The organism is Bradyrhizobium genomosp. III, from assembly GCF_000261705.1.
GTDB classification, from domain to species: domain Bacteria; phylum Pseudomonadota; class Alphaproteobacteria; order Rhizobiales; family Xanthobacteraceae; genus Bradyrhizobium; species Bradyrhizobium ottawaense.
Map to the genome: position 1 here is coordinate 1 of NZ_AJQF01000409.1, position 20,317 is coordinate 20,317.

Genomic DNA, 20,317 nt, shown 5'->3' on the forward strand with positions numbered 1-20,317 from the left:
TGTTAGTGTCGACGCCCCATCCGTTCCAGCGCGGACCGTCAAGGGCTTGCGGAAAACCGCTGGCCTGCTGCGTACAACGGCCTTCCGCGTCGGCCGCAACGCCGCCGGCCGCGATCTTGCCGGTGACGAAAGACGCGATCGCGCGGCGTTCCGCGTCGCTGCGATCCTTTGCCATCGCCGCCATGCTGCCGGAGGTCAACGCCGCCAGCACATGATCAAACGACATCGCCTGCATGGCGCCGCGGCCCGGCACGCGGGTCTGCACATCGCCGTCGTGGCATTGCGCGCAATGCGTGGCATAGAGCGCTGCACCCTCCTGCTGTGCCAGCGCCGGCGCGCTGCACCAGATCAACAACGCGGCCAGGACAGCACATGCTCTCATGGTAGGCTCCGGCAGGTCACCGCGATACGAGATCGCTACACAACCCAAAGTCTATCGCCGGGGCGAGCGCGGACGCAATGGACGTTCTGCTCGCAGCTGTCACACATCCGTGGCCGTGCGGACGCGATCCGGCAACTCATCCAGCCGCCAGAGCCCGAGGCTCTTGTCGCGCCAGCCGCCATCGCCCTCCTCACAGCGCTCGTCGATCAATTCGCGCGGCACCGGCCAGTCGAACGGCGCCTTCGTCATGTTGAGCGCGCGCCAGTCGCCATCCTCGCAATCGCAATTGTCCTCCCACTCCGGAAACGTCGTGACGAGCAGGAATTGCGCGCCGCTCTCGCGAAAGCGGGCGATCACGCGGGCGATGTTCTGAAAACTCAGATGCACGAGGCAGTCCCGGCACAGGATCAGATCGGCACGCGGCAGTGCATCGCGCGTGATATCGGCCACCAGGAATCGGCCGGACAATTCGCCGCGCGCCGCACGCGCGTTGTTGGTCTCGATCAGCGACGGGACGATGTCGATGCCGATATAGTCGAGGTCGAGCTTGACGCGGCCGATCCAGCCGGCATCGCCGCAGGGCGCATCGAGCAGCGAGCGCGCGCCGAGCCGTTGCAGCAGCGAAGGAAGCGCCTCCCGGATCGCGGCGGTGGCCGTGTCCTCCGAGCCGAGGCCCGACACCGAGTTCGTGGCACCCCAAAGGTTCGTCCGCTCGATCCGCTCGAACCGCGCGGCGAGATCGAGCCCAACGAAATTGTCGCGGTCGGCGACGAAGCGTTCGTGGGCCAGCACGGGAGGACGATTGGAGATCATGGGATCGGACTCAAAGTCGAGATTCCGGTGCAAACACGCTATACTCGCGCCCCATGCGCTCGACCACCCCGACAGAGAAGGCCAGGATCGCCGCTGGCGCGGTGACGGCCGTCGTCATGACGGCCGTGCTGCTTGCTCTCGCGCTTGGTTTCCTGCTGGCGCTCTAATTTAAGGCGCGCGACGGGCGGATGCCGGCGGACTTACGCCGTGCGCACCGTCCGCAGGAATTTCCCGACCTCGTCCTTCAGCCGGTTGCTGTCGGTCGCCAGCATCTTGGCGGTCGAGAGCACCTGCGAGGAGGCCGAGCCGGTCTCGGCCGCTCCGCGCTGCACGTCGGTGATGTTCGAGGAGACCTGCTGGGTGCCGTGAGCGGCCTGCTGGACGTTGCGCGAGATCTCCTGGGTGGCGGCGCCCTGCTCCTCGACGGCCGCGGCAATGGTCGAAGACACCTCCGACAGCCGCTCGATGGTCACGGAGATATCGCGGATCGCGTTGACGGATTCCTGGGTCGCGGTCTGGATGCCGGAGATCTGCAGACTGATCTCGCCGGTCGCTTTCGCAGTCTGCTCGGCCAGCGTCTTCACTTCGGACGCGACGACCGCGAAACCGCGGCCGGCCTCGCCGGCACGCGCCGCTTCGATCGTGGCGTTCAGCGCCAAAAGGTTGGTCTGGCCGGCAATCGTGTTGATCAGCTCCACGACGTCGCCGATCCGCGTCGCGGCAACCGAGAGCTCGCTGACCCGCTCCGTCGTGGTGCGGGCCTGGGTGACGGCTTCGCCCGCCATCCGCGCGGATTCCTGCACCTGCCGGCTGATCTCGTTGACCGAGGAGGACAGCTCCTCCGTGGCGGTCGCGACCGACTGCACGTTGCCGGTGGCTTCGCCGGACGCGACGGCGACGACCGAGGTCAGCTCCTGCGCGCGCTGCGCGGTGGTCGCCAGCGTCGAGGACGACGCTTCGAGCTCGGTAGAGGCAGACCCGACCGTCTCGATGATCTCGCCGACTGCGCGTTCAAAGCCGTCGGCGAGGTTGACCATGTCGCGACGGCGCTGATCGGCAGCCTGCTTCTCGACTTCGAGCTGCGCGGCCTTGAGGCGCTCGACTTCCAATGCATTGGTCTTGAACACTTCGACCGTGTTGGCCATGTCGCCGATCTCGTCGCGCCGGTCCTTCTCGGGCACCTCGGTCATGAGATCGTTGCGGGCAAGCCCCTCCATGGCGAGCTTGAGCCGGGCGATCGGCTGCGACATCGCCTTGAGGCCGATGAACAGCGCGATCGCAATGCCCAGGATCAGGCCGCCGGCGCTGACGCCGATCACGGTCCAGGTCGCGGCGTGAGCGTCGCGGCTGATGGTGTCCTTGCGCTTGGCGACGGCCTGGGTCGTCTCGGTCGTGAACTTGGCGATGCGTGCCAGGGCCGCATCGAGCACGGGATCGCACTCCTTGTGCGCGCGTTCGGCTGCCCTGGCGTTCTCTTCCGTGCTGCTGGCCTGTGAGCCGGCCTGGAGCACCGGATCGCAGCTGGTGAACGCAGCTTTCAGCTGGTCGCCGATGCCCTTCAGCTCGCCGGCACGCGATGGGTCGTCCTGCTCGGCCGCATCGAGGAATTGACGAATTTCGTCGCGGTTCTGGGTCGCGGTCTTGAGGCGTTTGGCGTTGCCTGCTTCGGTTGCCTCGGTGAAGATCGCATAGAGCGCCGCGTGGTAGGTCTCGGCGCGGCGCTGGGCGCGGGTGAGGTTGAGAGCGGAAGATTGCGCGGCGGAGAGCTCGCTGAAACCGTCGACGGTCGCGGAAAGTTCGCGCACGCCAAAGGCCGCGACGGCGATCATCGCACAGCCCATCACGGTCACGATCAGCGCGACCTTCCAGACGATCTTCAGATTGTTCAAAAAGCTCATCGCAACCGTCCCAATGATTTTCTGCGCCTATCCCGGCGTGCATTGGAACCGGCGGGCGTTAAGATTTAATGCAAATTGAGGGCGTCATCTTACGGAAAAATAACCCTTTTGAGCCCTCGCCGTAAGCTTCGCGTAAGCTTCGACCGGTTGCGCGGGCGATCCCGACATTCCAGACGGGAACCGAGCCTCGGCGTCGGCCGTTGTCGGCCCATGCGGATCAGGGAAGAAAACCGAAATATGTTTCTGCTGGCGACCGTGACGCTGTGCTGTGTCGCCGTGGCCGGGACATTGATGTTGTTCGAGCCGATGCTTGGGTCGGCCCCCGAAAAGCGGGTCGCCGAAACAGCCGTGATCGACGACACCCGGACACCGGTTCAGACACCGGTCCGGGTGGTTGGCGCACCGTTCGAGCCCAACGTCAATCCGCGCCAGCGATAGCGCTCACCTCGGCGACGCCTGCGTGCCCTCCTCTGGCCGGCCATGCGCACGCGCCAATTCCTCGACGAACGCGATCACCTCCGCCCGCTTGTCGGGCGGCAGCGACAAGAACGCGCGGATGAGCCTCAGGCCCTCCACTTCGTCCGACCGTTCTTTTCCGGAATCCATCTGCCTATTTTCGGGCGACCGGGAAAAATATGCAATCCTTTGTTTACCGCCTTGATTCGCCGCAGCCGCTTTGCTGGAATGGGACCGGCTGAGGTGGATCATGAAATGGATCGTGGAACGTGACGCGCTGATCGCGCAGACACTGGCCTTCGTCCAATCGGTGACCGGCATGAAGGATAATGTCCTTCAGCCGGAAGGGACCCCGGTTGCCACGACAGCCGCGGTCGAGATCGTTGCCGTGGAGGTCGCTGCAGTCGAGATCGAGCTGACGCAAGCTCCGGTACCGCCCCCACCCACTCCTCCGCCGCCACCGCGGGCGATCGGTGATTTCCGCACCGAGATGCAGGCCCGCATCGCCAATTTCCGCAAGCATCAGGAGCGGTTCGAGCGCGAGCGCGAGGAATATTGTGCCGAAACCCTGACCAGATTGCGCGCCGCCATCCACGACGCCCCGGCCCCACCGGTCAGAAAATAACGCGCCACCCCCCATCGGAGGGGCCTACAGCCAGGACCACACCAGCCAAAGATTGGCCGCGCAGGCGCCGAATAACGCCAGCGTCAGCGGCAGGAGCATGTGCCCGCAGGAGGTCTTCAGGTCGCTCGTCATGGCGGAAAACATCCGCTGATTCCGCCAAACGAGTCCCAAGGATTCTTTTTTTCGCGATTCAGGAGTCGTTAAGGACTCAAGGCCCGGCTAAAGCGCGATGCGATGAGGATGAATCGTCATCGCGCTTTAAGTTGTTGTTTAATCATGATCTTTTCGGAAAACCGCTGCTCGCTTTCCGGATCATGCTTTAGCCTGGATCACGGGCCCGTGATCGCCAGCCCCCCGGAACCCGCGGCCCGTGAGGTCGTTAATGCGCTTTCCGGGAGCGGGAAGAATGCCCTACGCCTTGTTCTGCAACGACGCCCAGATCAGCAAGGCCTATCCGAGCGAATCCGACGTCTGGAAGCTCGCTTATCGGAGCGGTCTGGTCGTGGACATCAGCGCCGACGAGGAGCGTCCCGGGCCACGCCGGGTGCTCGACAACGACTACGAGATTAAGCCCTGCCGGGTCGCCCAGGGTGAGGACCCCGCCCAAAACAAGGCCGAGGCCGACCGCCAGTCGACGATGGAGCTCGAGCTGAATTCGTGAGGTCCGGCGGCGGAAGCCGCAAAGCGGTCAGGGCGTTGCGGTTGCCAGCGAGGCCTGCTCACCGGCCAGCGCCACGCAGGCCTTGCGGCGATGTAGCCCGCGGATCGCGCCGGTGACCTTGAGCACCTTGCCCGACGGGCAGGACGCGTCCTTGACGAAAGCCACCTCGTAAGGTGCCAGCATCAGAGGCTCGGATTTGAGGATTGTCTGTGCAGAGCACGGCAGGCCGACAAAGCACGAGAGCACCACCGCCGACACCAAGATACGCATGTCCGTCGTCCCACCAGCCCGGTAATTCTCATATAACGCTTTCCGGAGCGCGAGTTCCGTAAGCGGCAAAAATTATTTTTGCTTTACCCAAGTCCCATGACGCGCGTGAGAAAGCGCCCGCCGGAATGTTTTCCTGCAAATGACGCGCCAGATGGTTCACGCAAAGCAAACATGGGGCCGACAGGCAAGAGGCTGACAAACGAAAGGCCGGCGGGAAGCCGGCCCTTGTCAGAGCGTGGTCGCGGTAGAGGGTCAGTAGCGCGAGGCTGCCGGACCGCCCCAGCCGAAGCGGTAGTTCACACCGACCTTGACGGTATGCTCGTCCTCCCGGCCGCGAACGCCGACGATGTCTGCCGGACCGGAGGTGAAGGTGGTGCTGCCGAAATTGTAATACTGGTACTCGGCCTTGGCCGACCAACTGGGCGCGAACATGTATTCGAGGCCGGCGCCGACGGTGTAGCCGTCCTTGCTGTTGCCGGTGGTGGTGAAGCCCTGCGGCACGCCTGCGACATTGACGCCCAGGCCGCCATTGCGCCAGGCGTAACCGCCCTTGGCATAGAGCAGCGCCGGACCCCAGGTGTAGCCGATGCGGCCGGTCACCGACCCGAGCTGGTCGGTGTTGGAGGTCACCTGCGTGCCCAGCGGGAACGTGACGCCGTTGTTGTTGGTCGGCAGCCAGGAATACTGGGCCTCGATACCCACCACCCAATTGGGCGCGAACTGGTAGTCGAAGCCGCCCTGCACGCCGCCGAGGAAGCGGGCGTCGCTGGACTGGAAGCTGCTGTCGCCGGCGAACGCGCCGCCGACATGGCCGCCGATGTAGAAACCGGTCCAGTTATAAATCAGCTGCGGCGGCGTGTAGGCCGGGGCCTTGGCGTAGGTGCGCGGCTGCATGTCCGCGGCGGCGGCCGGCGCGGCCAGCGCAAGCAGAGCAGCTGCACCCAGCAAAATCGATTTCATGATCATCCCCGTTCTTTCATTTGCGACACTCAGGAAACAACGTGGCGTGAATTGGGTTGCTTCGCGGCGATGCCGGAACGTTGATCGCTCGTGACTGTGACGGTGGGGCAACAACGCGATTTTGTTCCGTCACGTCGTCCTGCACCGACTATTTTTGTCGTCTGCGCAGGGCCTGCCGTAACAATTTGTCGCGAGGTCGAACCACCCCGTTCAAAGCTCGCCGAAATGTGATCCGGCGGCTCCGGCAGTCATCGTTCTAACACCCGGCGATGAAGGCGGGCTTTGCGCTACCGCGTCATCTTTTCCAGTTCCGGAAAGGGTACGTAAACCGCGCCGGCGCAGAGCTCGCTCGTGCGGTCGACGACGCGGTCCGCCCGTCCGTTGACGAAGATCACAGCGCGTTCCCGCATGGCCTTGTAGCTGCCATCGGTCTCGCGCGGGGTGAAATGCAGACAGCTCACATAGAACTGCCGGCCGCCGACCTCGCGCTGGACCGGCTCGGCCATGCTGGCCTCGCGCACGCCGACCGGGTTGTTCAGATAGGTGCGCATCAGCGCCGGGATGTCGCCGCGGAAATTGTCGGGAAACGGCTGCGGCCCTCCGGCCTGGGTCCCCCCGATGATGGTCGGACGGTCACCGTCGCTGCCGAAACATGCCGCGAGCGCCAACGGCAATAGCAGGACCGATGCCAAGCTCGCCGCACGTTTCGCCAATCGCCCCACAGATCCCGCTCCCGCTCGAACAGACTAAGGGGACGTTCTAGCCGCAAGGTCGTGCAAAGGGAATTCGCGTCCCCGGGGCTTTGCGACGCACGCACCGTCCCGCCGCCGGCGTCTCGCGCTTTCGCGCAAGGCGCCGAGACGACGGGCCGGGTCTGAAGTCCTGACGCGGCGGCGGGGCAATGCTTGGGATGCCGCCGCGCAGGATCAGTCGTTAGCTGCGCTTCTCGGTGGTTGCCGGCTTGGTGAGGTCCGGCTGCGCCTTCAGCGACTTCTTCGCCGACAGATGCTTGTGGTGATGGCGATGCGTCCGCACGGTCTTGTGCTCGTCGGGCGTGACCGCTGCGTTGGCATTAAGCGCCTTCGACTTGGTATCCACCTTGGCGTCCGCCTTGACGTCGGCGGGCTTCACGTCGCCGGCCTTCGCGTCGGTCTTGGCATCGGTCTTCGCATCGGTCTTGGCATCGGCCTTGATGCCGGTGTCCGGTTTTGCGGCGGTGGTCGAGGCCTTGGTCTGGCTCTGGTCCGCCTTGATCACCGGGGCCGTGGTGGTCTTGCCGGCCTCGGCAGCGAAGGCCGGGGCTGCGATCACGGAAGCGGCGAGCAAGGCTGCGGAAATGGTCTTCAACATGGTGGTCTCCTCTTGAAGGATCTTGAGGCGGCGCCCTCTCGCCTCCCCTTCGATCGTGGGTGGGAGCCTAGGGGCGGCGCGCTGAACCCTGTCTGAAGCCCCCTGCAGGCTTCCGTTCATCTCGATGACAAGTTTGTCATCTGCGCCCGGGCGAATAGATCGTGCGAAGCGGGAATGTTTTCGCCAGACGGGTGTTCCGGTCTTCGGGCAATCGTGTAGGATCGCCACGTCCATACGGGAGAATTTAGATGCGCAAACTCTCAATGCTTGTCGTGCCGGGATTGGTCGCCATGTCGCTGGCGGCCGCGCCGGTGCTGTCCAGCGCCTATGCCGCCGGCAGTGACGAGCCCTCGCCGCCGCCGAAGTCGGACTCCTCGTCCAAGAAGGGCAAGAAGAAGAGCTCTTCCGTCAGCGATCCCAAATTTCTCGCCGCCTATCGCACCGCCTATACGGCGATCTACGACAACCACGACTACACCGGCGCGATCGATCAGCTGAAGTCGCTCAAGCGCGACGACGTCGCCGACGTCGCCAATCTGATCGGCTACTCCTATCGCAAGCTCGGCGACTACCAGTCGTCGAAGGTCTATTACGAGCTGGCGCTGAAGGACGATCCGAACCACGTCCGCACCTGGCAGTATTACGGCCTCTGGCAGCTCGAGCAGGGCAACCGCGAACAGGCGCAGTATCATCTGAACAAGATCGCCTCGCTCGCCGGCACCGACAGCTCTGAGTATCGCTCGCTTGCCACGGCGCTCGACAAGCCGACCGGCGCGACGCTCGTCTACTGAGACAATCGCATCTTCAACCTCGCGGACGGGCACAACCTTTCGGTTGTGCCCGTTCGGCTTTCTCGGCTAGCCTCTCGCATCGATTTTCCCAGCAAATTGGTGTGCAATGGACCCGTGGCTGCGATCCGCGATCGACTACATCGGCTCCTGGATCGAATTCCAACTGACGACCATCCAGCAGCCAGGCGTCATCGTCGCATTCGCCCATCGCGGCGAGATCGTCGCCGAGCATGCGTTTGGCCTCGCCAATCTCGACACCGGCGAGAAGCTCACCCCGCGCCACCGCTTCCGCATCGCCTCCCACTCCAAGAGCTTCACCTCGGCCGGCATCATGAAGCTGCGCGAACAGCGCAAGCTCCGGCTCGACGATCCGGTCGGCCAATATGTCGGTGGCCTCAATCCGCGCGTCGCCGAGACCACGATCGCGCAGGTGCTATCGCACAGCGCCGGACTGACGCGCGACGGCGCCGATTCCGGCCAGTTCATCGACCGCCGTTCCTATCTCGACGCGAAAGAGTTGCGCGCGGAATTGAAGCTGCCGACCGCGATCGAGCCCGGCACCCGCTTCAAATATTCCAATCACGGCTTTGGCCTGCTCGGTCTCGTCATCGAAGCGGTGACCAAGCAGCCCTACTCCGCCTGGATCAAGCGCGAGATCATCGAGCCCGCGGGCCTGCGCGAGAGCGAGCCGGACGCGCCCCTTCCCAAAGGCGCATCGTTCGCGCGCGGCCATACGCGAAAGCTGCCGTTCGGCGAACGATGCGTGATCCCCGGCGACAATCCCGCGCACGCGATGGCGTCCGCTGCAGGCTTCGTTGCGACGGCCGGCGACACCGCACGCTTCTTCGCGCAGCTTGCGCCCAATGCGAAGAAGAGCGTGCTCTCGGTCGCAAGCCGCCGCGAGATGACGCGACACCATTGGCGTATCCCGCAGGGCTTCGAGGGCTATTACGGGCTCGGCGTCAATGCCGGCAAGACCGACGGCTGGGACTGGTTCGGCCATGGCGGCGGCTTTCAGGGCTACATCTCCCGCACCTGCGCCATTCCCGCTTGCGAGCTCACGATCAGCATCCTCAGCAACTCCATCGACGGCGGGGCGCCGTTCTGGATGGACGGCGCGATGCAGATCTTGCGCGTGTTCAAGACGCGCGGCAGGGCCGACCGACGCCTGCGCGACTGGACCGGCCGCTGGTGGACGATCTGGGGTGCGAGCGACCTCGTGCCGATGGGCAATCGCGTGCTCGTCGCCAATCCGCAGTTCAACAATCCGTTCATGGATGCCGCCGAGATCGAGGTCACCGGCCGCGACACCGGCAAGCTCGCCTGGGCTGCGGGCTATTCCAGCCATGGCGAGCCGGTGCGCCGTATCCGCGACAAGCGCGGCAGGATCAGCGAGGTCTGGATCGCCGGCGCCAACGTCAAGCCTGCGCGCGTCGTGGCGAAGGAGATCGCCCGTCGATATAAGCCGCGCAAACGGCGGCCTCTTTAATCGGAGCATGATCCTATCGGAAAACCGCTATACACTTTTCCGGATCATGCTCTACTCCCTGATCAGCGCCTCGACCTCGCTGCGAAACGCCTGCCGCGAGCCTCCTTGCGAATAGAACATGTGGCCGCCGGGGTAGACGACGAACTTCACGCGCTGCCTTGCGAAGGCCGGCATCTGATCGAGCACCCGCTTCGTTCCGAAATAGGGCGTGGCAAGGTCGAACAGGCCGTGCGCGACCAGCACGTTAAGCTTGGCATCAGTGGCGAGGATCTGGCGCAGCTCGGACACCGATTGCGGCGGGTTGATGCCACGGCCGAAATCCCAGTGACCTTCCACGGTGCCGTTCAGGACTTCATAGGAGCCGTCGGGCCGCCAGTTGAGCTTGCGCGTGAGCACGTCGACCGCGGCGCTCGTCAGCGGCGCCTGGAGCGCGTCGCCCGAGGGGTCGCCGAACCGCGAGCTGCTCGAATCCGGATAGGGATCGAAGCCGCGCACCGAGGCATCGTAACGTCCCGTCACCTTGCCGTTCTTGCGGTCGAATTCGCGGCGGAATTCACCGACGTCGAAACGGCCGGCGAGCCGGCGGCTCCCCGCCTGGTCGATGCCGGTGAGCGCGGCGACCTTGTCGGCAAGACGATTGGTGGCCTCCTTGTCCGCCTCGCCCTTGACGAGGTCGGCCAGGAATTCGCCGCGCGCGTAGGCCTCGACGTCTGCGAGATCGGCGCGCTTGACCGGCCCTTTGGCCTCGCGCGCCACCGCCACATAGCTCGGCAAGGTCGCGACATATTGCAGGAGGCTGGTGCCGGTGAACTCGCGGAAATCCAAGAGCGGCGACACCAGGATCAGGCCCTTGACGCCGACGCCGTGCTGGAGCTGCAACTGGCTCACCACCTTCGGCCCGCGAATGCCGCCATAGCTCTCGCCCGCGACGTATTTCGGCGAGGTCAGCCGGTCGTGCTTCTCGAGCCAGCGGCGGATCACCAGCGCGATCGCGTTGACGTCGCCGTCGACGGAGTAGAACGATTTTCGTGCGTCCTCGCCGCTCGCAATGAAGCGGCTGTAGCCCGTGCTGACGGGATCGATGAAGACGAGATCGGTGAAATCGAGCCAGGTCTCCGCGTTCGGCTTCACCTCGGGCGAGGCTGACGGCGACAGCCCTTCGCCGTCGAGCGGCAGCCGCCATGGACCGGCCGCGCCGAACTGGAGCCACGCCGAGGACGCGCCGGGCCCGCCATTGAACAGGAACGTGACCGGGCGCGTGGCACGGTCGGCGCCGTCGAGCTGGTAGGACGTATAGGCGATGTCGGCCAGCGGCTCGCCCTTGCCGTCGAACACCCGGATGGAGCCGGCGGTCGCGGCGAAATTGAGGGTGCGGCCGGGCAGATCCAGCGTCTGCTTCGTGGTGGAATCCGGGGGGAGACGATGCGGCTCGGCCGCGGACGGCGAGGCCTGCGTCGCGCTTTGCGGATTGGCGGCGCGCCCACCCTTCTGTGCCGACGGCGATGCCGCCTCGGAGCGCGGCTGCGGCGGATCATCCGCGCGCGCGACACTCGCGAGCGCGGCCGCGGACACGGCCAGCACGAGCCCGGTTCGTCGCAGAGTCGGCAAGATCGTGAACATGATCGTTCTCCCTGCCCGGTTGTCACAGCCGGCGCGCTTCGAACTAGCGCGGAATTGCGACGCTTTGCGGGATCACCGGTCCGATGGGCAAGTAAGGCGCGCGGGCTGGCTCAAATCAACCCGTTTTGTTCTCTGGATCGACAATCGCCCGTTTGCCTTGAGAGGCGGTCATCCTCGACAATGGAGCCCCAGGTCGTATAGACGAGCCCGGCGGAACTTCCTCCAGCAAGCGGCCTGCCCGACAAGCCATGACCAAGCCCCAGCGATACGACCGCATCGCCTTCGTCGCCAGCCCGAGCAGCGAGGCGCAGGCCGCCTTCAGCCAGCTCACCAGGGACTATGGCAATTGCGACCCCAGGGAGGCCGACGTCGTGGTTGCGCTGGGGGGCGACGGGCTGATGCTGCAGACGCTGCACCAAAACATGCGCACGGGAAAGCCGATCTACGGCATGCATCGCGGCACCGTCGGCTTCCTGATGAACGAATACGCGACGCACGATCTGCGGGCGCGGCTCGAGACGGCGCATGAATCCGAGATCAATCCGCTCCTGATGCGCGCAACCGACGCCAACGACCGCGTCCACCTGCACCACGCCATCAACGAGGTCTACCTGTTCCGGCAGACCTCGCAGGCGGCGCGCCTGCGGATCCTGATCGACGAGCGCGAGCGCATGCCCGAGCTGATCGCCGACGGCATCATCGTGGCGACGCCGGCCGGCTCGACGGCCTACAATCTGTCGGCGCAGGGACCGATCCTGCCGATCAACGCCGCCCTTCTGGCACTGACCCCGATCAGCGCCTTCCGCCCGCGCCGCTGGCGCGGGGCGCTGCTGCCCAACACCGCCTATGTCGTGATCGAGGTGCTGGAGGACGACAAGCGTCCTGTCGCGGCCGTCGCCGACCATGAGGAGGTCCGCAGGGTCCGGCGCGTCGAGGTCCTGTCCGACAAGAGCATCTCGATGCGCATGCTGTTCGACCCCGGCCACAGTCTGGAAGAACGCATTTTGCGCGAGCAGTTCGGCTACTGAGCCCCCGCCCCCCGCGCGCTGCGGGAGCCCGGTCGCAACCCTTCGTTAACCCTCGCCACGATATGGTTAACGAAGGTTGACCGCTTTGGCCCGGGCGTCATGTTCCGTATCGACTTCAACAAGCTGCGCTTCCTCGTCTGTGACGACAATCCGCACATGCGCCGCATCCTGCGCACGCTGCTGCATTCGTTCGGCGCGCGCGAGGTCTATGAAGCCGAGGACGGCGCCACCGCGCTGGAAATGTACAGCCATTACGTGCCCGACATCGTCATCACCGACTGGGCCATGCCGATCTTCGACGGGCTCGAGCTCGCGCAGATGATCCGGCAGCCGGAATCCAAGGGCAACCCCTACGCGCCGATCATCATGCTGACCGGCCATTCCGAGAAGCGCCGCGTCACCGTGGCGCGCGATGCCGGCGTCACCGAATTCCTGGCCAAGCCGATCTCGGCCAAGGGGCTCTATCAGCGCATCCTCAACGTGGTCGCCAATCCCCGCCCCTTCATCAAGACCAAGACCTATTTCGGTCCGGACCGGCGCCGCAACACCAATTCCGCCTATATGGGCCCCGAGCGCCGCGTCGGCGAAAAGCACGAGGTGCTCCAGCAGCCCTCGCTGCTCGACAAGGCCCGCTCATCCATCTAGCGCAACGTCTTCAGACGAGGCAGGCATCATGGCGAAGAACAGCGCAAAGGACATCGAGGTCACGGCCTTCGCCACGCATCAACTCATCACGCAGCCCAACCCGCTGCGGAAAGTTCTGCGCCGGGTCGAAGACAAGGACATGGACGATCCGATCGGCCGCGCCGAGCAGGCGCTGGCGGGCCTGTCCGGCGAGTTCAAGGATTGGATGACGACCGAGGTCAATCGTCTGTCGGCCGCCTATGTCGCCATCCGCAATGACGGCTTCACCAAGGAGCGGCGCGACGAGCTGTTCCGCGCCGCGCACGACATCAAGGGCGACGCCGCGACCTTCGGCTATCCGGCCGCGGCCGGAATCGCCGAGAGCCTGTGCCGCGTCATCGAGCACGCGCCTGATCTGGAAAAGGTGCCGGCCGAACTGTTCACGCACCACATCAACGCCATCCTCGCCATCGTGCACGAGAACACCAGGCTCGACAGCATCAGCGTCTCCGCCGAGCTCAGCCGCCGCCTGCGCAAGGTCGCCGACGACTATCTCGCCCACGTCAACCGCGACCGCCCCGAGCATCTCGAAGTGATCCTGGCGCCGAGCATCGCGCCGACGGAGTAAGGGTTCGGCTCTATCACCACGATCAGAATCGTAGGGTGGGTTAGCGTAGCGTAACCCACCACTTCTCTGTTTGCGTGGAAAGCAAAGAGGTGGGTTACGCCTGCGAGCTGCGCTTCGCGCAGCCGCAGGGCTAACCCACCCTACGGCAGCTCGCTACGCCGCGATCAGATCGCCATACACAGGATCGATCGCATCGTCCGCGACCAGCTCGTCGCAGAACAGCCTTGCCTCCTCCCGCGCGGATTCGGTGGCGAAGCGGCGCAGCAGGACCATCAGCGGCTCGGTGACGCCGCGGTCGGTCTCGCAATGGGTGAGCACGCGCTCGACCATGCGCCGGCGCAACCGCACCGCGCCGTCGTCGCTGTCGACGAAGCCCTGCTCGTGGCAGGCATCGAGCGCGACCTGGAACGCCGCGAACGTCGCCTCGGGTAGCCCGGCGCGGCGCAGCAGCGCGTGCAGGCTGTTGCCGCCGCGGTCGTGCAGCAGCGCGGTGACGCGCGCCAGCGGCAGGTCGGCAAGCTCGGCCAGCGCCGCGTCGAAGAGGTCGAGATTGCTCGACAACAGCGCGCGCAAGATGAGACCCGCCGTGAGCTGGCCGGTGATGCGCAGGTGTCGCACCAGGCCCTGCATATCCTCGCCGCGCGAGCGCGATGCGATATTCATGGTGGAGCGGTCGCGCGCCTCGAGCGCGATGCGTTCGGCGCGGTCGGCGCTGAGCCAGTTCCGCGCCACGACGAACTGCGCCAGCGTCTCGGAGAGTTTCGCGACCAGCGCGGCGCGGGTTGCGGACGGCAGATCGTCCAGCACCAGCATCGCCTCGCGGATCGCGGCGAGATGGCCGTGGCGCTCGACGATGCGATCCCAGGAGAACGGCGCAAGCTCGGCGTTGGGATTTTCGATCAGCTCCAGCGCGGCCGCCGCGCAGCCGACTTCGGCGATGGCGGCGCAGACCGAGACCGGCAGCGCGATGCGGCGTGCGACCGCGCATTGCACCTCGTGATTGCCGGTCGCGACGAGGTCGACGAGATCGGCGTCGATCAGCAGCGGGGAATGTTCGAGCACGGGCAGCGCGACGGTCGGCTGGTCCGCCGACAGCGCCCGCACGATCGAGGCCGGCGCATCCGTGCTGCGCGCAAAGGCCTCGGCCATCGCCTGCCGCACCAGCGGCGAGGGATCGTCGAGCTGCATCAGAAGCGCGCCTTCGGCGGCGATGCGGTCGTCTGTCGAAAGGTCTGAGATCAGCCAGGCCCGGGCCAACGCCCGTGTGGCCTCGGCCCGCTCGCCGGCGGGCGCCGTCCTGATCCAATTGATGAACTGCCGAACAATCATGCTGCTTCCGGCTTACACAACAAACGAAATTGGTGACGGCTCGTCACCTGCAACACAAAATAAACCACGACGCTTAACAAAGCGTTCACCATAACTGGCTGGTTTTATTGACGTTTTGTTAAGGGAACAAAGGCGCTCGGCTTGCGTGCCCCGGACGCAGCGCAGCACGAAGTGATGCGAGCTGAGCCGGAGTCCATGTCCGACAGGATGATTTGCTGCGGCATGGGTCCCGGCTCTGCGCAGCAGCGTTTCACGCTGCGGCGCGTCCGGGACACGAGACCTCGATTAGCTCGAGAACGTGCCGCTGCGATCGCTGAACAGATCGAGCGGCTGCGGCGGCCGCACATCCGGCGTCGCGGATGCGACTGACGTGAGCGAGGCGTTGTTGCCCCACAGCTTCTGCACCGTGGTCGAAACCGGCTGCGTGGCATCGCCGGGCTGATAGATCGAACGAAACACCGGCGTGGTCGGGGCATTGTCCGCGACCGTCGTCGGCGATGTCGCACTGACGGGCGTCACCGCGCGTGTGTTCGGGAAGGTCTGGAGATAGGCGGCGTTGTCGATGACAGGTGCGGTCGGCTGCACGCCGCTCGCGCTCGCAACCTCCGTGGTCGACGGCGTGCCGCCATACATCGCCATCGCGCTGCGGGTCGTTTTCGAATTGGCCGCGCTGGCATAGCGCGAGTCCAGCACCGAATAGACTTCGGAGACGCTGCGGGCGCGGCCGTCCCTGGCATAAAAAATCGAACGGTTGGCGGATGCCGCATTGGGAAACAGCCGCGCGCCGACCGCTTGCGGATTGTCCTCGGCATTGGCAATCAGTTTCGCGGCCCCGCCGACGCCCATGAAATGCGCCATGTAGAGTTCGCTGTCGCTCGGCCTGCGCCCGAGCAGGCCCGTCAACTTGAAACTGTTCGACTGCGTCAGCGCCGCCGCCATGCTGGAGGCGGCCTCGGGATCGTCGCGCAGCTTCATGATCGACCGCTTCATCGCGGGATCGTCGACGGCGTAGCCGCCCGACGTGGTCCTGGAGATCGCGTTGGCATAATTGCCATAGCCGAGCTGGGGGCCCGCCTCCTTCACCGTGCCGAGCCAGGTCTGGTCGATGAACTGGTAGAGCCCGTGCGCGGATGACGTCGTTGCACCCGCCGTCGGATCGAAATCCGATTCCATCTTGGCGGTGGTCAGCATGTACTGGAAGCTGACGCCGGAGACATTCGAGGCCTGCTTGATCGCACCGGCGACGCGCGCCCGCGACGGATCGAGAACCGCCGTCTGCGTGGCACTGGAATTGTCGACCGACATGATGAAGTGCCCGCCCCGCGCGGCGTTGAGCAGCGCCGGCAATTCGGCGCCTGTCGTCTCACCGTGGGACAGGTATGGTTAATGCGGGGTTAAATTGGCCCTCGCTGTCGTGCCGGGGCGCGCGTAGCGCGAGCCCGGAATCCATAAGGCATTGCGCGTAGCTGAAGGGATTCCGGGCTCGCACCTGCGGTGCGCCCCGGAATGACAGCGAGCTACTTCTTGTAGACCGCGTTCGGGTCGAACAGCCGCTCCGCATCGGCGAAGACCAGCTTCGCCCCGCCGCCTTCGGCCTCGACCTTGCGATAGAAGCAGGATCGCCGCCCGGTGTGGCAGGCCGCGCCGATCTGCTCGACACGGATCCAGACCGCGTCCTGGTCGCAATCGGTCCGCATCTCGATCACGCGCTGGGTCTGACCGGAGGTCTCACCTTTTCGCCACAAGGCATTGCGTGAGCGGCTGAAGTACCAGGCCTCGCCGGTCGCGATCGTCTTGCGCAGCGCCTCCTCGTTCATGTGCGCGACCATGAGCACATCACCGGTGGCGACGTCGGTCGCGACGCAAGTCACGAGGCCGCTCGCGTCGAAGCGCGGGAGGAAGGACAACCCTTCCTCGATCTCATGGGAGTGAGCGGACATAGCGACCCTCGCCGTTAACTTGCGAGGTCAGCGCTGCAGGCCTCGCACCAGGGACAGGAAACGGGCCTGCTCCGCAGGGTTGTCGCGGAACATGCCGGTGAAGCGGCTGGTGAAGGTGGAGGCGCCATGCTTGGCGACGCCGCGCACCGACATGCAGGTATGCTCGGCCTCGATCAGCACCGCGACGCCGCGCGGCTTGAGGACCTCGTCGATCGCAGCCGCGATCTGCGCCGTCAGATGCTCCTGGGTCTGGAGCCTGCGGGCGAAGATGTCGGTGAGGCGGGCGAGCTTGGACAGGCCGACGACGCGTTCCACCGGCGTATAGGCGATGTGCGCCCTGCCGTAGAACGGCATCATGTGATGCTCGCATTGCGAGGTGAACTCGATGTCGCGCACCAGGACGAAATCGTCATAGCCCGCGGTCTCGCCAAAGGTGCGGTCGAGCACCTCGGCCGGGCATTGGTGATAGCCCTGATAGAGCTCGTCGAAAGCCTCGACCACGCGGCGCGGCGTGTCGAGCAGGCCCTCGCGCTCGGTATTCTCGCCGATATAGGCGAGCAGCGTCTTCACCGCCTGTTCGGCCTCGGCGCGCGCCGGGCGCGGCTGATCGGCGCGGACGGCGGCCGCGAGGAATTCGGCGGGATCAAGCTCGGCCGGTCGGCTCTCGGGCTGCCGGTCGGAGGGCATGTTGGGGCGGATGGATTTGATGGTCGCGTCCATGTCTACTCCGTTCGACGGCCTTGCGGCCGGAGTGTCACCGGCAGACGGGGCGGCATGCCGCCGGACGCCTGAAGAGAACAAGTTGAACCCGGCGAAATGGTTCTCATCTCTCCCGTCGGCCGCATGGCCTATCGCCACCGCCGCTGGACTGTTTTTCCGCCAGTTCCGACCCTATATAGGACCGTGGACGGCGCCCGCCAAGGCCGATCCGATGCGGAAGTGCTGGACTCCATCACATGCTGAACGACATCTACAACAAGCGGATCATCGAGTTGGCCGGGAATATTCCGCGCCTCGGACGGCTGCCGGACCCCGATGCCTCCGCCACCGCCCACTCCAAACTGTGCGGCTCGACCGTGAAGATCGATCTCAAGATGGAGGGCGACAGGGTCACCGACTTCGCCCATGACGTGAAGGCCTGCGCGCTCGGACAAGCCTCCTCATCCATCATGGCAAGTCGCATCGTCGGCTCGACTGCGAGCGAACTCCGTGAGTTACGCGAAACTGTTCGCAAGATGCTGAAGGAGAACGGTGCGCCTCCTGAAGGCAAATGGGAGGAGATCAAGTTCCTCGAGCCGGTCCGCGACTACAAGGCGCGGCACGCCTCGACGCTCCTGACCTTCGATGCGGTGGTCGACGCCATTGGCCAGATCGAAGCCAAGGCCAAGCAGCCGGCTGCGGCGCAGGGCTGAACTCCCCGGAACGACACGGGGCGTCGCAAAGCGACGAACCCGGAATCACTATCAAGATTTCAGAGCTTACTTCTGCGTCGCCGGAGCCGGCGCGGCCACGCCACCGGTCGGCACCAAGGCTTCGGCCGTCTTGGTCGACTTGGCAGGCTGCGACTGCTCCGGTTCCGCGCCGAACCTTGCCTGAGTCTTCGGCGCAAGCTCCGCCATTGCCGGCGCAGAGATGTCCACATGCGGCAGCACGTCGGCGACGAGGTCGGTCGTCACGAGATTGGTGAGCTTCAGCTCGCCGGCGTCCAGCTCATGCAGGTCTTCCCAGGGCGGCACGCTGAGCGCGAGCGACAGCAGGTCACCGGCTCCGCCCATGTCGAAGGTGTATTTGGCAAGCCGGCCGATGTCGCGTTCCACGATCATCAGGTCCTGCGCGCTGTAGCTCGCTGCCTTGGCATCGTCGGCGCGGTCGCCCATCCAGATCTGGTGGACGCGGACATGGGCAGCTTCGGGCACGTAGCGCTTCTTGCCGGCCAGCAGCAGGAACACACACATGGATTCGCAATAGGCCTCTGGCGCAACCGCCGGGCGTGCGGACTGCCCGCCGCGGAGACTTACGCCGACCGTGGTCAGGAGTCCGAGATTGCGGAAGCGTCGGCCGAGGGTGATCGCGTCGTTGACGGAACCGCCGCTGGAATCGAGCACCACGGTGGCGCCGCCGAGCTGCCGTCCGCGGGAAAACTCCTCGAAATCCTTCGGTGTGTCAGCGGTGATGATGCCGACCGCGCTGACCCAGCCGCGGCAGTTCGGCTCGCAGGCAATCCAGTTGAACTTCATCGGCAGCTTGCGCTCTTCGAGAGCAACACCCGCGCGGGCCGATGACCCGAGTGTCGCGACGGCGCCAGCCAGCACGACTCCACAGACGGCGGTTCCCACCAGCAACCAGCCGCGAAGATTAAGGGAGTTCAGAAGTCTCAATCTGGTTCCTTCCCCAAGCCCCTAAGGTCCCTAACAATCCTTGGTAGCGCCCTCTGAGTCCATCATACAGGCGTATGTTTCTACACATGGACGTCACAAAAATGGTATCCGTGGGAATACAGATCGTCCACAGGTACTTGCTGCACTGCTCCCAAAAAGCACGCAAAATATGGCGCGCAAACAACAGCTTACAGTTCCCTGCGCCGGAACCGTGCAACACCTCGCCTAACCTCGCAGCACATCGCACATGAAGCATTCAGCCTGCGGGCATTGTTCCAGTTCCGTCGAAGGGGCGTTTCGGCTCCCGCGCAGATTCGGCCGTGCGTTGATTTGGCTCTACCGGCACACGCTGTCGCCCTTGGTCGGTTACAATTGCCGGCATCTGCCGACTTGCTCCGTCTATGGCGACGAGGCGATCGAACGGTTCGGGCTCTGGGCCGGCGGCTGGATGACGCTTGCGCGCCTGCTGCGCTGCAATCCGTTCGGCACGTCGGGCATCGACAATGTACCGCTCACGGCACCGCCAGGCGCGCACTGGTATCTGCCATGGCGCTACGGCCGCTGGCGCGGCGTCAATGCATCCTGAGATTGCTGTGATGCTTTGCGCATCGGTGGCCTGAGGGGAACCGCAAGCTTTCTTCCCGCGTTGTTTCGATGCTCCCCCGGGAGGAAACAACAATGCGCTGGAAAATCAGCCCTCATCTTCACTTCAGGCTTTCTCACTTCAGGCTTTCTCACTTCAGGCCTGGGCCCACCCCCGGCTCCAGGCGGCACCACGACCCCAGAACCCTGGATCTGCTCGCGATCGTCGCCTTGCTCGCGCTCGTGCTTGGCTCTGGCTGGTATCTGGCGACGAGCTTAGCCACCGCGCCGAGCACGACGGCGTTCATCGTGCCAAGCCAGAGCGTGCACTGGTAGCTAAAGCGCAATGAGAATTGGATGAATCGTTGTCGCTTTAGCCGGTTGTTTGCGCATGATCATTTCGGAAAACCGCTTCGCACTTTTCCGAATCATGCTTAGCGGAACCAGTAGAAGCGCCCGGGCGGCGGCGGGATCGGCTCGGGCGGCCGCAGCC

At 65.0% G+C, this 20,317-nt stretch carries 25 protein-coding genes; 11 read left to right on the top strand and 14 right to left on the bottom strand.

Annotated features, from left to right (window positions below; all coding sequences use genetic code 11):
- The 3 genes from IC66_RS0133035 to IC66_RS0133050 form a co-directional block, all read right to left on the bottom strand.
- A partial coding sequence (locus tag IC66_RS0133035; RefSeq protein WP_038950514.1) for a c-type cytochrome occupies positions 1–382 on the bottom strand: 382 nt, incomplete at its 3' end.
- Between the two features lie 99 nt (positions 383–481).
- A complete protein-coding gene (locus IC66_RS0133040; RefSeq protein ID WP_038950515.1) occupies positions 482–1,195 on the bottom strand; it encodes a class I SAM-dependent methyltransferase in 714 nt (237 codons plus the stop codon).
- A gap of 200 nt (positions 1,196–1,395) precedes the next feature.
- The gene (locus IC66_RS0133050) at positions 1,396–3,093 is read right to left on the bottom strand and encodes a methyl-accepting chemotaxis protein (protein WP_038950517.1); all 1,698 of its coding nucleotides are present in this window, start codon (positions 3,091–3,093) and stop codon (positions 1,396–1,398) included.
- 237 nt (positions 3,094–3,330) lie between these two features.
- On the opposite strand from IC66_RS0133050, the gene IC66_RS0133055 reads away from it, so the two are divergent.
- The gene (locus IC66_RS0133055) at positions 3,331–3,531 is read left to right on the top strand and encodes a hypothetical protein (RefSeq protein ID WP_038950518.1); all 201 of its coding nucleotides are present in this window, start codon (positions 3,331–3,333) and stop codon (positions 3,529–3,531) included.
- 3 nt (positions 3,532–3,534) lie between these two features.
- Here IC66_RS0133055 and IC66_RS46590 read toward each other — a convergent pair whose 3' ends face one another.
- Positions 3,535–3,801 carry a hypothetical protein gene (locus IC66_RS46590; RefSeq protein ID WP_131233057.1) on the bottom strand — a complete coding sequence of 89 codons (267 nt, stop codon included), beginning with the start codon at positions 3,799–3,801 and terminating at the stop codon, positions 3,535–3,537.
- Here IC66_RS46590 and IC66_RS0133065 point away from each other — a divergent pair.
- Positions 3,800–4,174 (top strand): hypothetical protein, encoded by a 375-nt coding sequence (locus IC66_RS0133065; protein WP_028141089.1) that lies wholly within the window; start codon positions 3,800–3,802, stop codon positions 4,172–4,174. The two genes, IC66_RS46590 and IC66_RS0133065, sit on opposite strands and share 2 nt — an antisense overlap.
- A 406-nt stretch (positions 4,175–4,580) precedes the next feature.
- Positions 4,581–4,835 carry a hypothetical protein gene (locus IC66_RS0133075; RefSeq protein WP_028141090.1) on the top strand — a complete coding sequence of 85 codons (255 nt, stop codon included), beginning with the start codon at positions 4,581–4,583 and terminating at the stop codon, positions 4,833–4,835.
- Positions 4,836–4,862: 27 nt separating this feature from the next.
- Here IC66_RS0133075 and IC66_RS0133080 read toward each other — a convergent pair whose 3' ends face one another.
- The 4 genes from IC66_RS0133080 to IC66_RS47265 all read right to left on the bottom strand — a co-directional run bounded on the left by IC66_RS0133080 (position 4,863) and on the right by IC66_RS47265 (position 7,415).
- Positions 4,863–5,105 carry a DUF6719 family protein gene (locus IC66_RS0133080; protein ID WP_028141091.1) on the bottom strand — a complete coding sequence of 81 codons (243 nt, stop codon included), beginning with the start codon at positions 5,103–5,105 and terminating at the stop codon, positions 4,863–4,865.
- 252 nt (positions 5,106–5,357) lie between these two features.
- Positions 5,358–6,065 carry an outer membrane protein gene (locus IC66_RS0133085; RefSeq protein ID WP_028141092.1) on the bottom strand — a complete coding sequence of 236 codons (708 nt, stop codon included), beginning with the start codon at positions 6,063–6,065 and terminating at the stop codon, positions 5,358–5,360.
- A gap of 287 nt (positions 6,066–6,352) precedes the next feature.
- Positions 6,353–6,787, bottom strand: coding sequence for a hypothetical protein (locus tag IC66_RS0133090; RefSeq protein WP_018322171.1), 435 nt, complete (start codon positions 6,785–6,787; stop codon positions 6,353–6,355).
- Between the two features lie 211 nt (positions 6,788–6,998).
- On the bottom strand, positions 6,999–7,415 hold the full coding sequence (locus IC66_RS47265; RefSeq protein WP_038950519.1) for a His-rich protein BRANT: 417 nt from the start codon (positions 7,413–7,415) through the stop codon (positions 6,999–7,001).
- A gap of 248 nt (positions 7,416–7,663) precedes the next feature.
- On the opposite strand from IC66_RS47265, the gene IC66_RS0133100 reads away from it, so the two are divergent.
- Both IC66_RS0133100 and IC66_RS0133105 read left to right on the top strand, forming a co-directional pair.
- Positions 7,664–8,206: a tetratricopeptide repeat protein gene (locus IC66_RS0133100; RefSeq protein ID WP_028141095.1), complete on the top strand. Its 543-nt coding sequence runs from the start codon at positions 7,664–7,666 to the stop codon at positions 8,204–8,206.
- Positions 8,207–8,312: 106 nt separating this feature from the next.
- A complete protein-coding gene (locus IC66_RS0133105; RefSeq protein WP_028141096.1) occupies positions 8,313–9,695 on the top strand; it encodes a serine hydrolase domain-containing protein in 1,383 nt (460 codons plus the stop codon).
- Positions 9,696–9,746: 51 nt separating this feature from the next.
- On the opposite strand, the gene IC66_RS0133110 is transcribed toward IC66_RS0133105, so the two are convergent.
- Positions 9,747–11,315 carry a S10 family peptidase gene (locus tag IC66_RS0133110; protein WP_038950520.1) on the bottom strand — a complete coding sequence of 523 codons (1,569 nt, stop codon included), beginning with the start codon at positions 11,313–11,315 and terminating at the stop codon, positions 9,747–9,749.
- A gap of 248 nt (positions 11,316–11,563) precedes the next feature.
- On the opposite strand from IC66_RS0133110, the gene IC66_RS0133115 reads away from it, so the two are divergent.
- The 3 genes from IC66_RS0133115 (at position 11,564) to IC66_RS0133125 (ending at position 13,595) form a co-directional block, all read left to right on the top strand.
- Positions 11,564–12,343, top strand: a complete 780-nt coding sequence (locus IC66_RS0133115) for an NAD kinase (RefSeq protein ID WP_028141098.1) — start codon at positions 11,564–11,566, stop codon at positions 12,341–12,343.
- 99 nt (positions 12,344–12,442) lie between these two features.
- The gene (locus tag IC66_RS0133120) at positions 12,443–12,988 is read left to right on the top strand and encodes a response regulator (RefSeq protein WP_008549760.1); all 546 of its coding nucleotides are present in this window, start codon (positions 12,443–12,445) and stop codon (positions 12,986–12,988) included.
- Between the two features lie 28 nt (positions 12,989–13,016).
- Positions 13,017–13,595, top strand: coding sequence for an Hpt domain-containing protein (locus IC66_RS0133125; protein WP_028141099.1), 579 nt, complete (start codon positions 13,017–13,019; stop codon positions 13,593–13,595).
- A gap of 153 nt (positions 13,596–13,748) precedes the next feature.
- Here the strand turns inward: IC66_RS0133125 and IC66_RS0133130 are convergent, their stop codons facing one another.
- The 4 genes from IC66_RS0133130 to folE all read right to left on the bottom strand — a co-directional run bounded on the left by IC66_RS0133130 (position 13,749) and on the right by folE (position 17,584).
- A complete protein-coding gene (locus IC66_RS0133130) occupies positions 13,749–14,924 on the bottom strand; it encodes a DUF2336 domain-containing protein (RefSeq protein WP_028141100.1) in 1,176 nt (391 codons plus the stop codon).
- Positions 14,925–15,209: 285 nt separating this feature from the next.
- Positions 15,210–16,271, bottom strand: coding sequence for a transglycosylase (locus IC66_RS0133135; RefSeq protein ID WP_028141101.1), 1,062 nt, complete (start codon positions 16,269–16,271; stop codon positions 15,210–15,212).
- Between the two features lie 170 nt (positions 16,272–16,441).
- Complete coding sequence (hisI, locus tag IC66_RS0133140; RefSeq protein ID WP_028141102.1) at positions 16,442–16,864, bottom strand: phosphoribosyl-AMP cyclohydrolase; 423 nt, start codon at positions 16,862–16,864, stop codon at positions 16,442–16,444.
- Between the two features lie 27 nt (positions 16,865–16,891).
- Entirely contained in the window at positions 16,892–17,584 is a 693-nt protein-coding gene (gene folE, locus IC66_RS0133145; protein WP_028141103.1) for a GTP cyclohydrolase I FolE, read from the bottom strand.
- A gap of 236 nt (positions 17,585–17,820) precedes the next feature.
- Between folE and IC66_RS0133150 the strand changes: the two genes are divergently transcribed.
- Positions 17,821–18,276 (top strand): iron-sulfur cluster assembly scaffold protein, encoded by a 456-nt coding sequence (locus tag IC66_RS0133150; RefSeq protein ID WP_028141104.1) that lies wholly within the window; start codon positions 17,821–17,823, stop codon positions 18,274–18,276.
- Between the two features lie 66 nt (positions 18,277–18,342).
- On the opposite strand, the gene IC66_RS0133155 is transcribed toward IC66_RS0133150, so the two are convergent.
- Positions 18,343–19,242 (bottom strand): hypothetical protein, encoded by a 900-nt coding sequence (locus IC66_RS0133155; RefSeq protein ID WP_028141105.1) that lies wholly within the window; start codon positions 19,240–19,242, stop codon positions 18,343–18,345.
- 247 nt (positions 19,243–19,489) lie between these two features.
- On the opposite strand from IC66_RS0133155, the gene yidD reads away from it, so the two are divergent.
- Together yidD and IC66_RS0133165 are read left to right on the top strand one after the other, a co-directional pair.
- On the top strand, positions 19,490–19,828 hold the full coding sequence (gene yidD, locus IC66_RS0133160; protein ID WP_028141106.1) for a membrane protein insertion efficiency factor YidD: 339 nt from the start codon (positions 19,490–19,492) through the stop codon (positions 19,826–19,828).
- Positions 19,829–19,920: 92 nt separating this feature from the next.
- Positions 19,921–20,160 (top strand): hypothetical protein, encoded by a 240-nt coding sequence (locus IC66_RS0133165; protein ID WP_038950521.1) that lies wholly within the window; start codon positions 19,921–19,923, stop codon positions 20,158–20,160.
- The last annotated feature ends 157 nt before the right edge of the window (positions 20,161–20,317 follow it).

Coding starts and splice junctions, on each gene's coding strand:
- IC66_RS46590 (WP_131233057.1), bottom strand. CDS start 3,801: ATGATCCACCTCAGCCGGTCCCATTCCAGCAAAGCGGCTGCGGCGAAT.
- IC66_RS0133040 (WP_038950515.1), bottom strand. CDS start 1,195: ATGATCTCCAATCGTCCTCCCGTGCTGGCCCACGAACGCTTCGTCGCC.
- folE (WP_028141103.1), bottom strand. CDS start 17,584: ATGGACGCGACCATCAAATCCATCCGCCCCAACATGCCCTCCGACCGG.
- IC66_RS0133165 (WP_038950521.1), top strand. CDS start 19,921: ATGCGCTGGAAAATCAGCCCTCATCTTCACTTCAGGCTTTCTCACTTC.
- IC66_RS0133050 (WP_038950517.1), bottom strand. CDS start 3,093: ATGAGCTTTTTGAACAATCTGAAGATCGTCTGGAAGGTCGCGCTGATC.
- IC66_RS0133110 (WP_038950520.1), bottom strand. CDS start 11,315: ATGTTCACGATCTTGCCGACTCTGCGACGAACCGGGCTCGTGCTGGCC.
- IC66_RS0133055 (WP_038950518.1), top strand. CDS start 3,331: ATGTTTCTGCTGGCGACCGTGACGCTGTGCTGTGTCGCCGTGGCCGGG.
- IC66_RS0133105 (WP_028141096.1), top strand. CDS start 8,313: ATGGACCCGTGGCTGCGATCCGCGATCGACTACATCGGCTCCTGGATC.
- IC66_RS0133075 (WP_028141090.1), top strand. CDS start 4,581: ATGCCCTACGCCTTGTTCTGCAACGACGCCCAGATCAGCAAGGCCTAT.
- IC66_RS0133150 (WP_028141104.1), top strand. CDS start 17,821: ATGCTGAACGACATCTACAACAAGCGGATCATCGAGTTGGCCGGGAAT.
- IC66_RS0133120 (WP_008549760.1), top strand. CDS start 12,443: ATGTTCCGTATCGACTTCAACAAGCTGCGCTTCCTCGTCTGTGACGAC.
- IC66_RS0133080 (WP_028141091.1), bottom strand. CDS start 5,105: ATGCGTATCTTGGTGTCGGCGGTGGTGCTCTCGTGCTTTGTCGGCCTG.
- IC66_RS0133125 (WP_028141099.1), top strand. CDS start 13,017: ATGGCGAAGAACAGCGCAAAGGACATCGAGGTCACGGCCTTCGCCACG.
- IC66_RS0133100 (WP_028141095.1), top strand. CDS start 7,664: ATGCGCAAACTCTCAATGCTTGTCGTGCCGGGATTGGTCGCCATGTCG.
- IC66_RS0133085 (WP_028141092.1), bottom strand. CDS start 6,065: ATGAAATCGATTTTGCTGGGTGCAGCTGCTCTGCTTGCGCTGGCCGCG.
- yidD (WP_028141106.1), top strand. CDS start 19,490: ATGAAGCATTCAGCCTGCGGGCATTGTTCCAGTTCCGTCGAAGGGGCG.
- hisI (WP_028141102.1), bottom strand. CDS start 16,864: ATGTCCGCTCACTCCCATGAGATCGAGGAAGGGTTGTCCTTCCTCCCG.
- IC66_RS47265 (WP_038950519.1), bottom strand. CDS start 7,415: ATGTTGAAGACCATTTCCGCAGCCTTGCTCGCCGCTTCCGTGATCGCA.
- IC66_RS0133115 (WP_028141098.1), top strand. CDS start 11,564: ATGACCAAGCCCCAGCGATACGACCGCATCGCCTTCGTCGCCAGCCCG.
- IC66_RS0133065 (WP_028141089.1), top strand. CDS start 3,800: ATGAAATGGATCGTGGAACGTGACGCGCTGATCGCGCAGACACTGGCC.
- IC66_RS0133130 (WP_028141100.1), bottom strand. CDS start 14,924: ATGATTGTTCGGCAGTTCATCAATTGGATCAGGACGGCGCCCGCCGGC.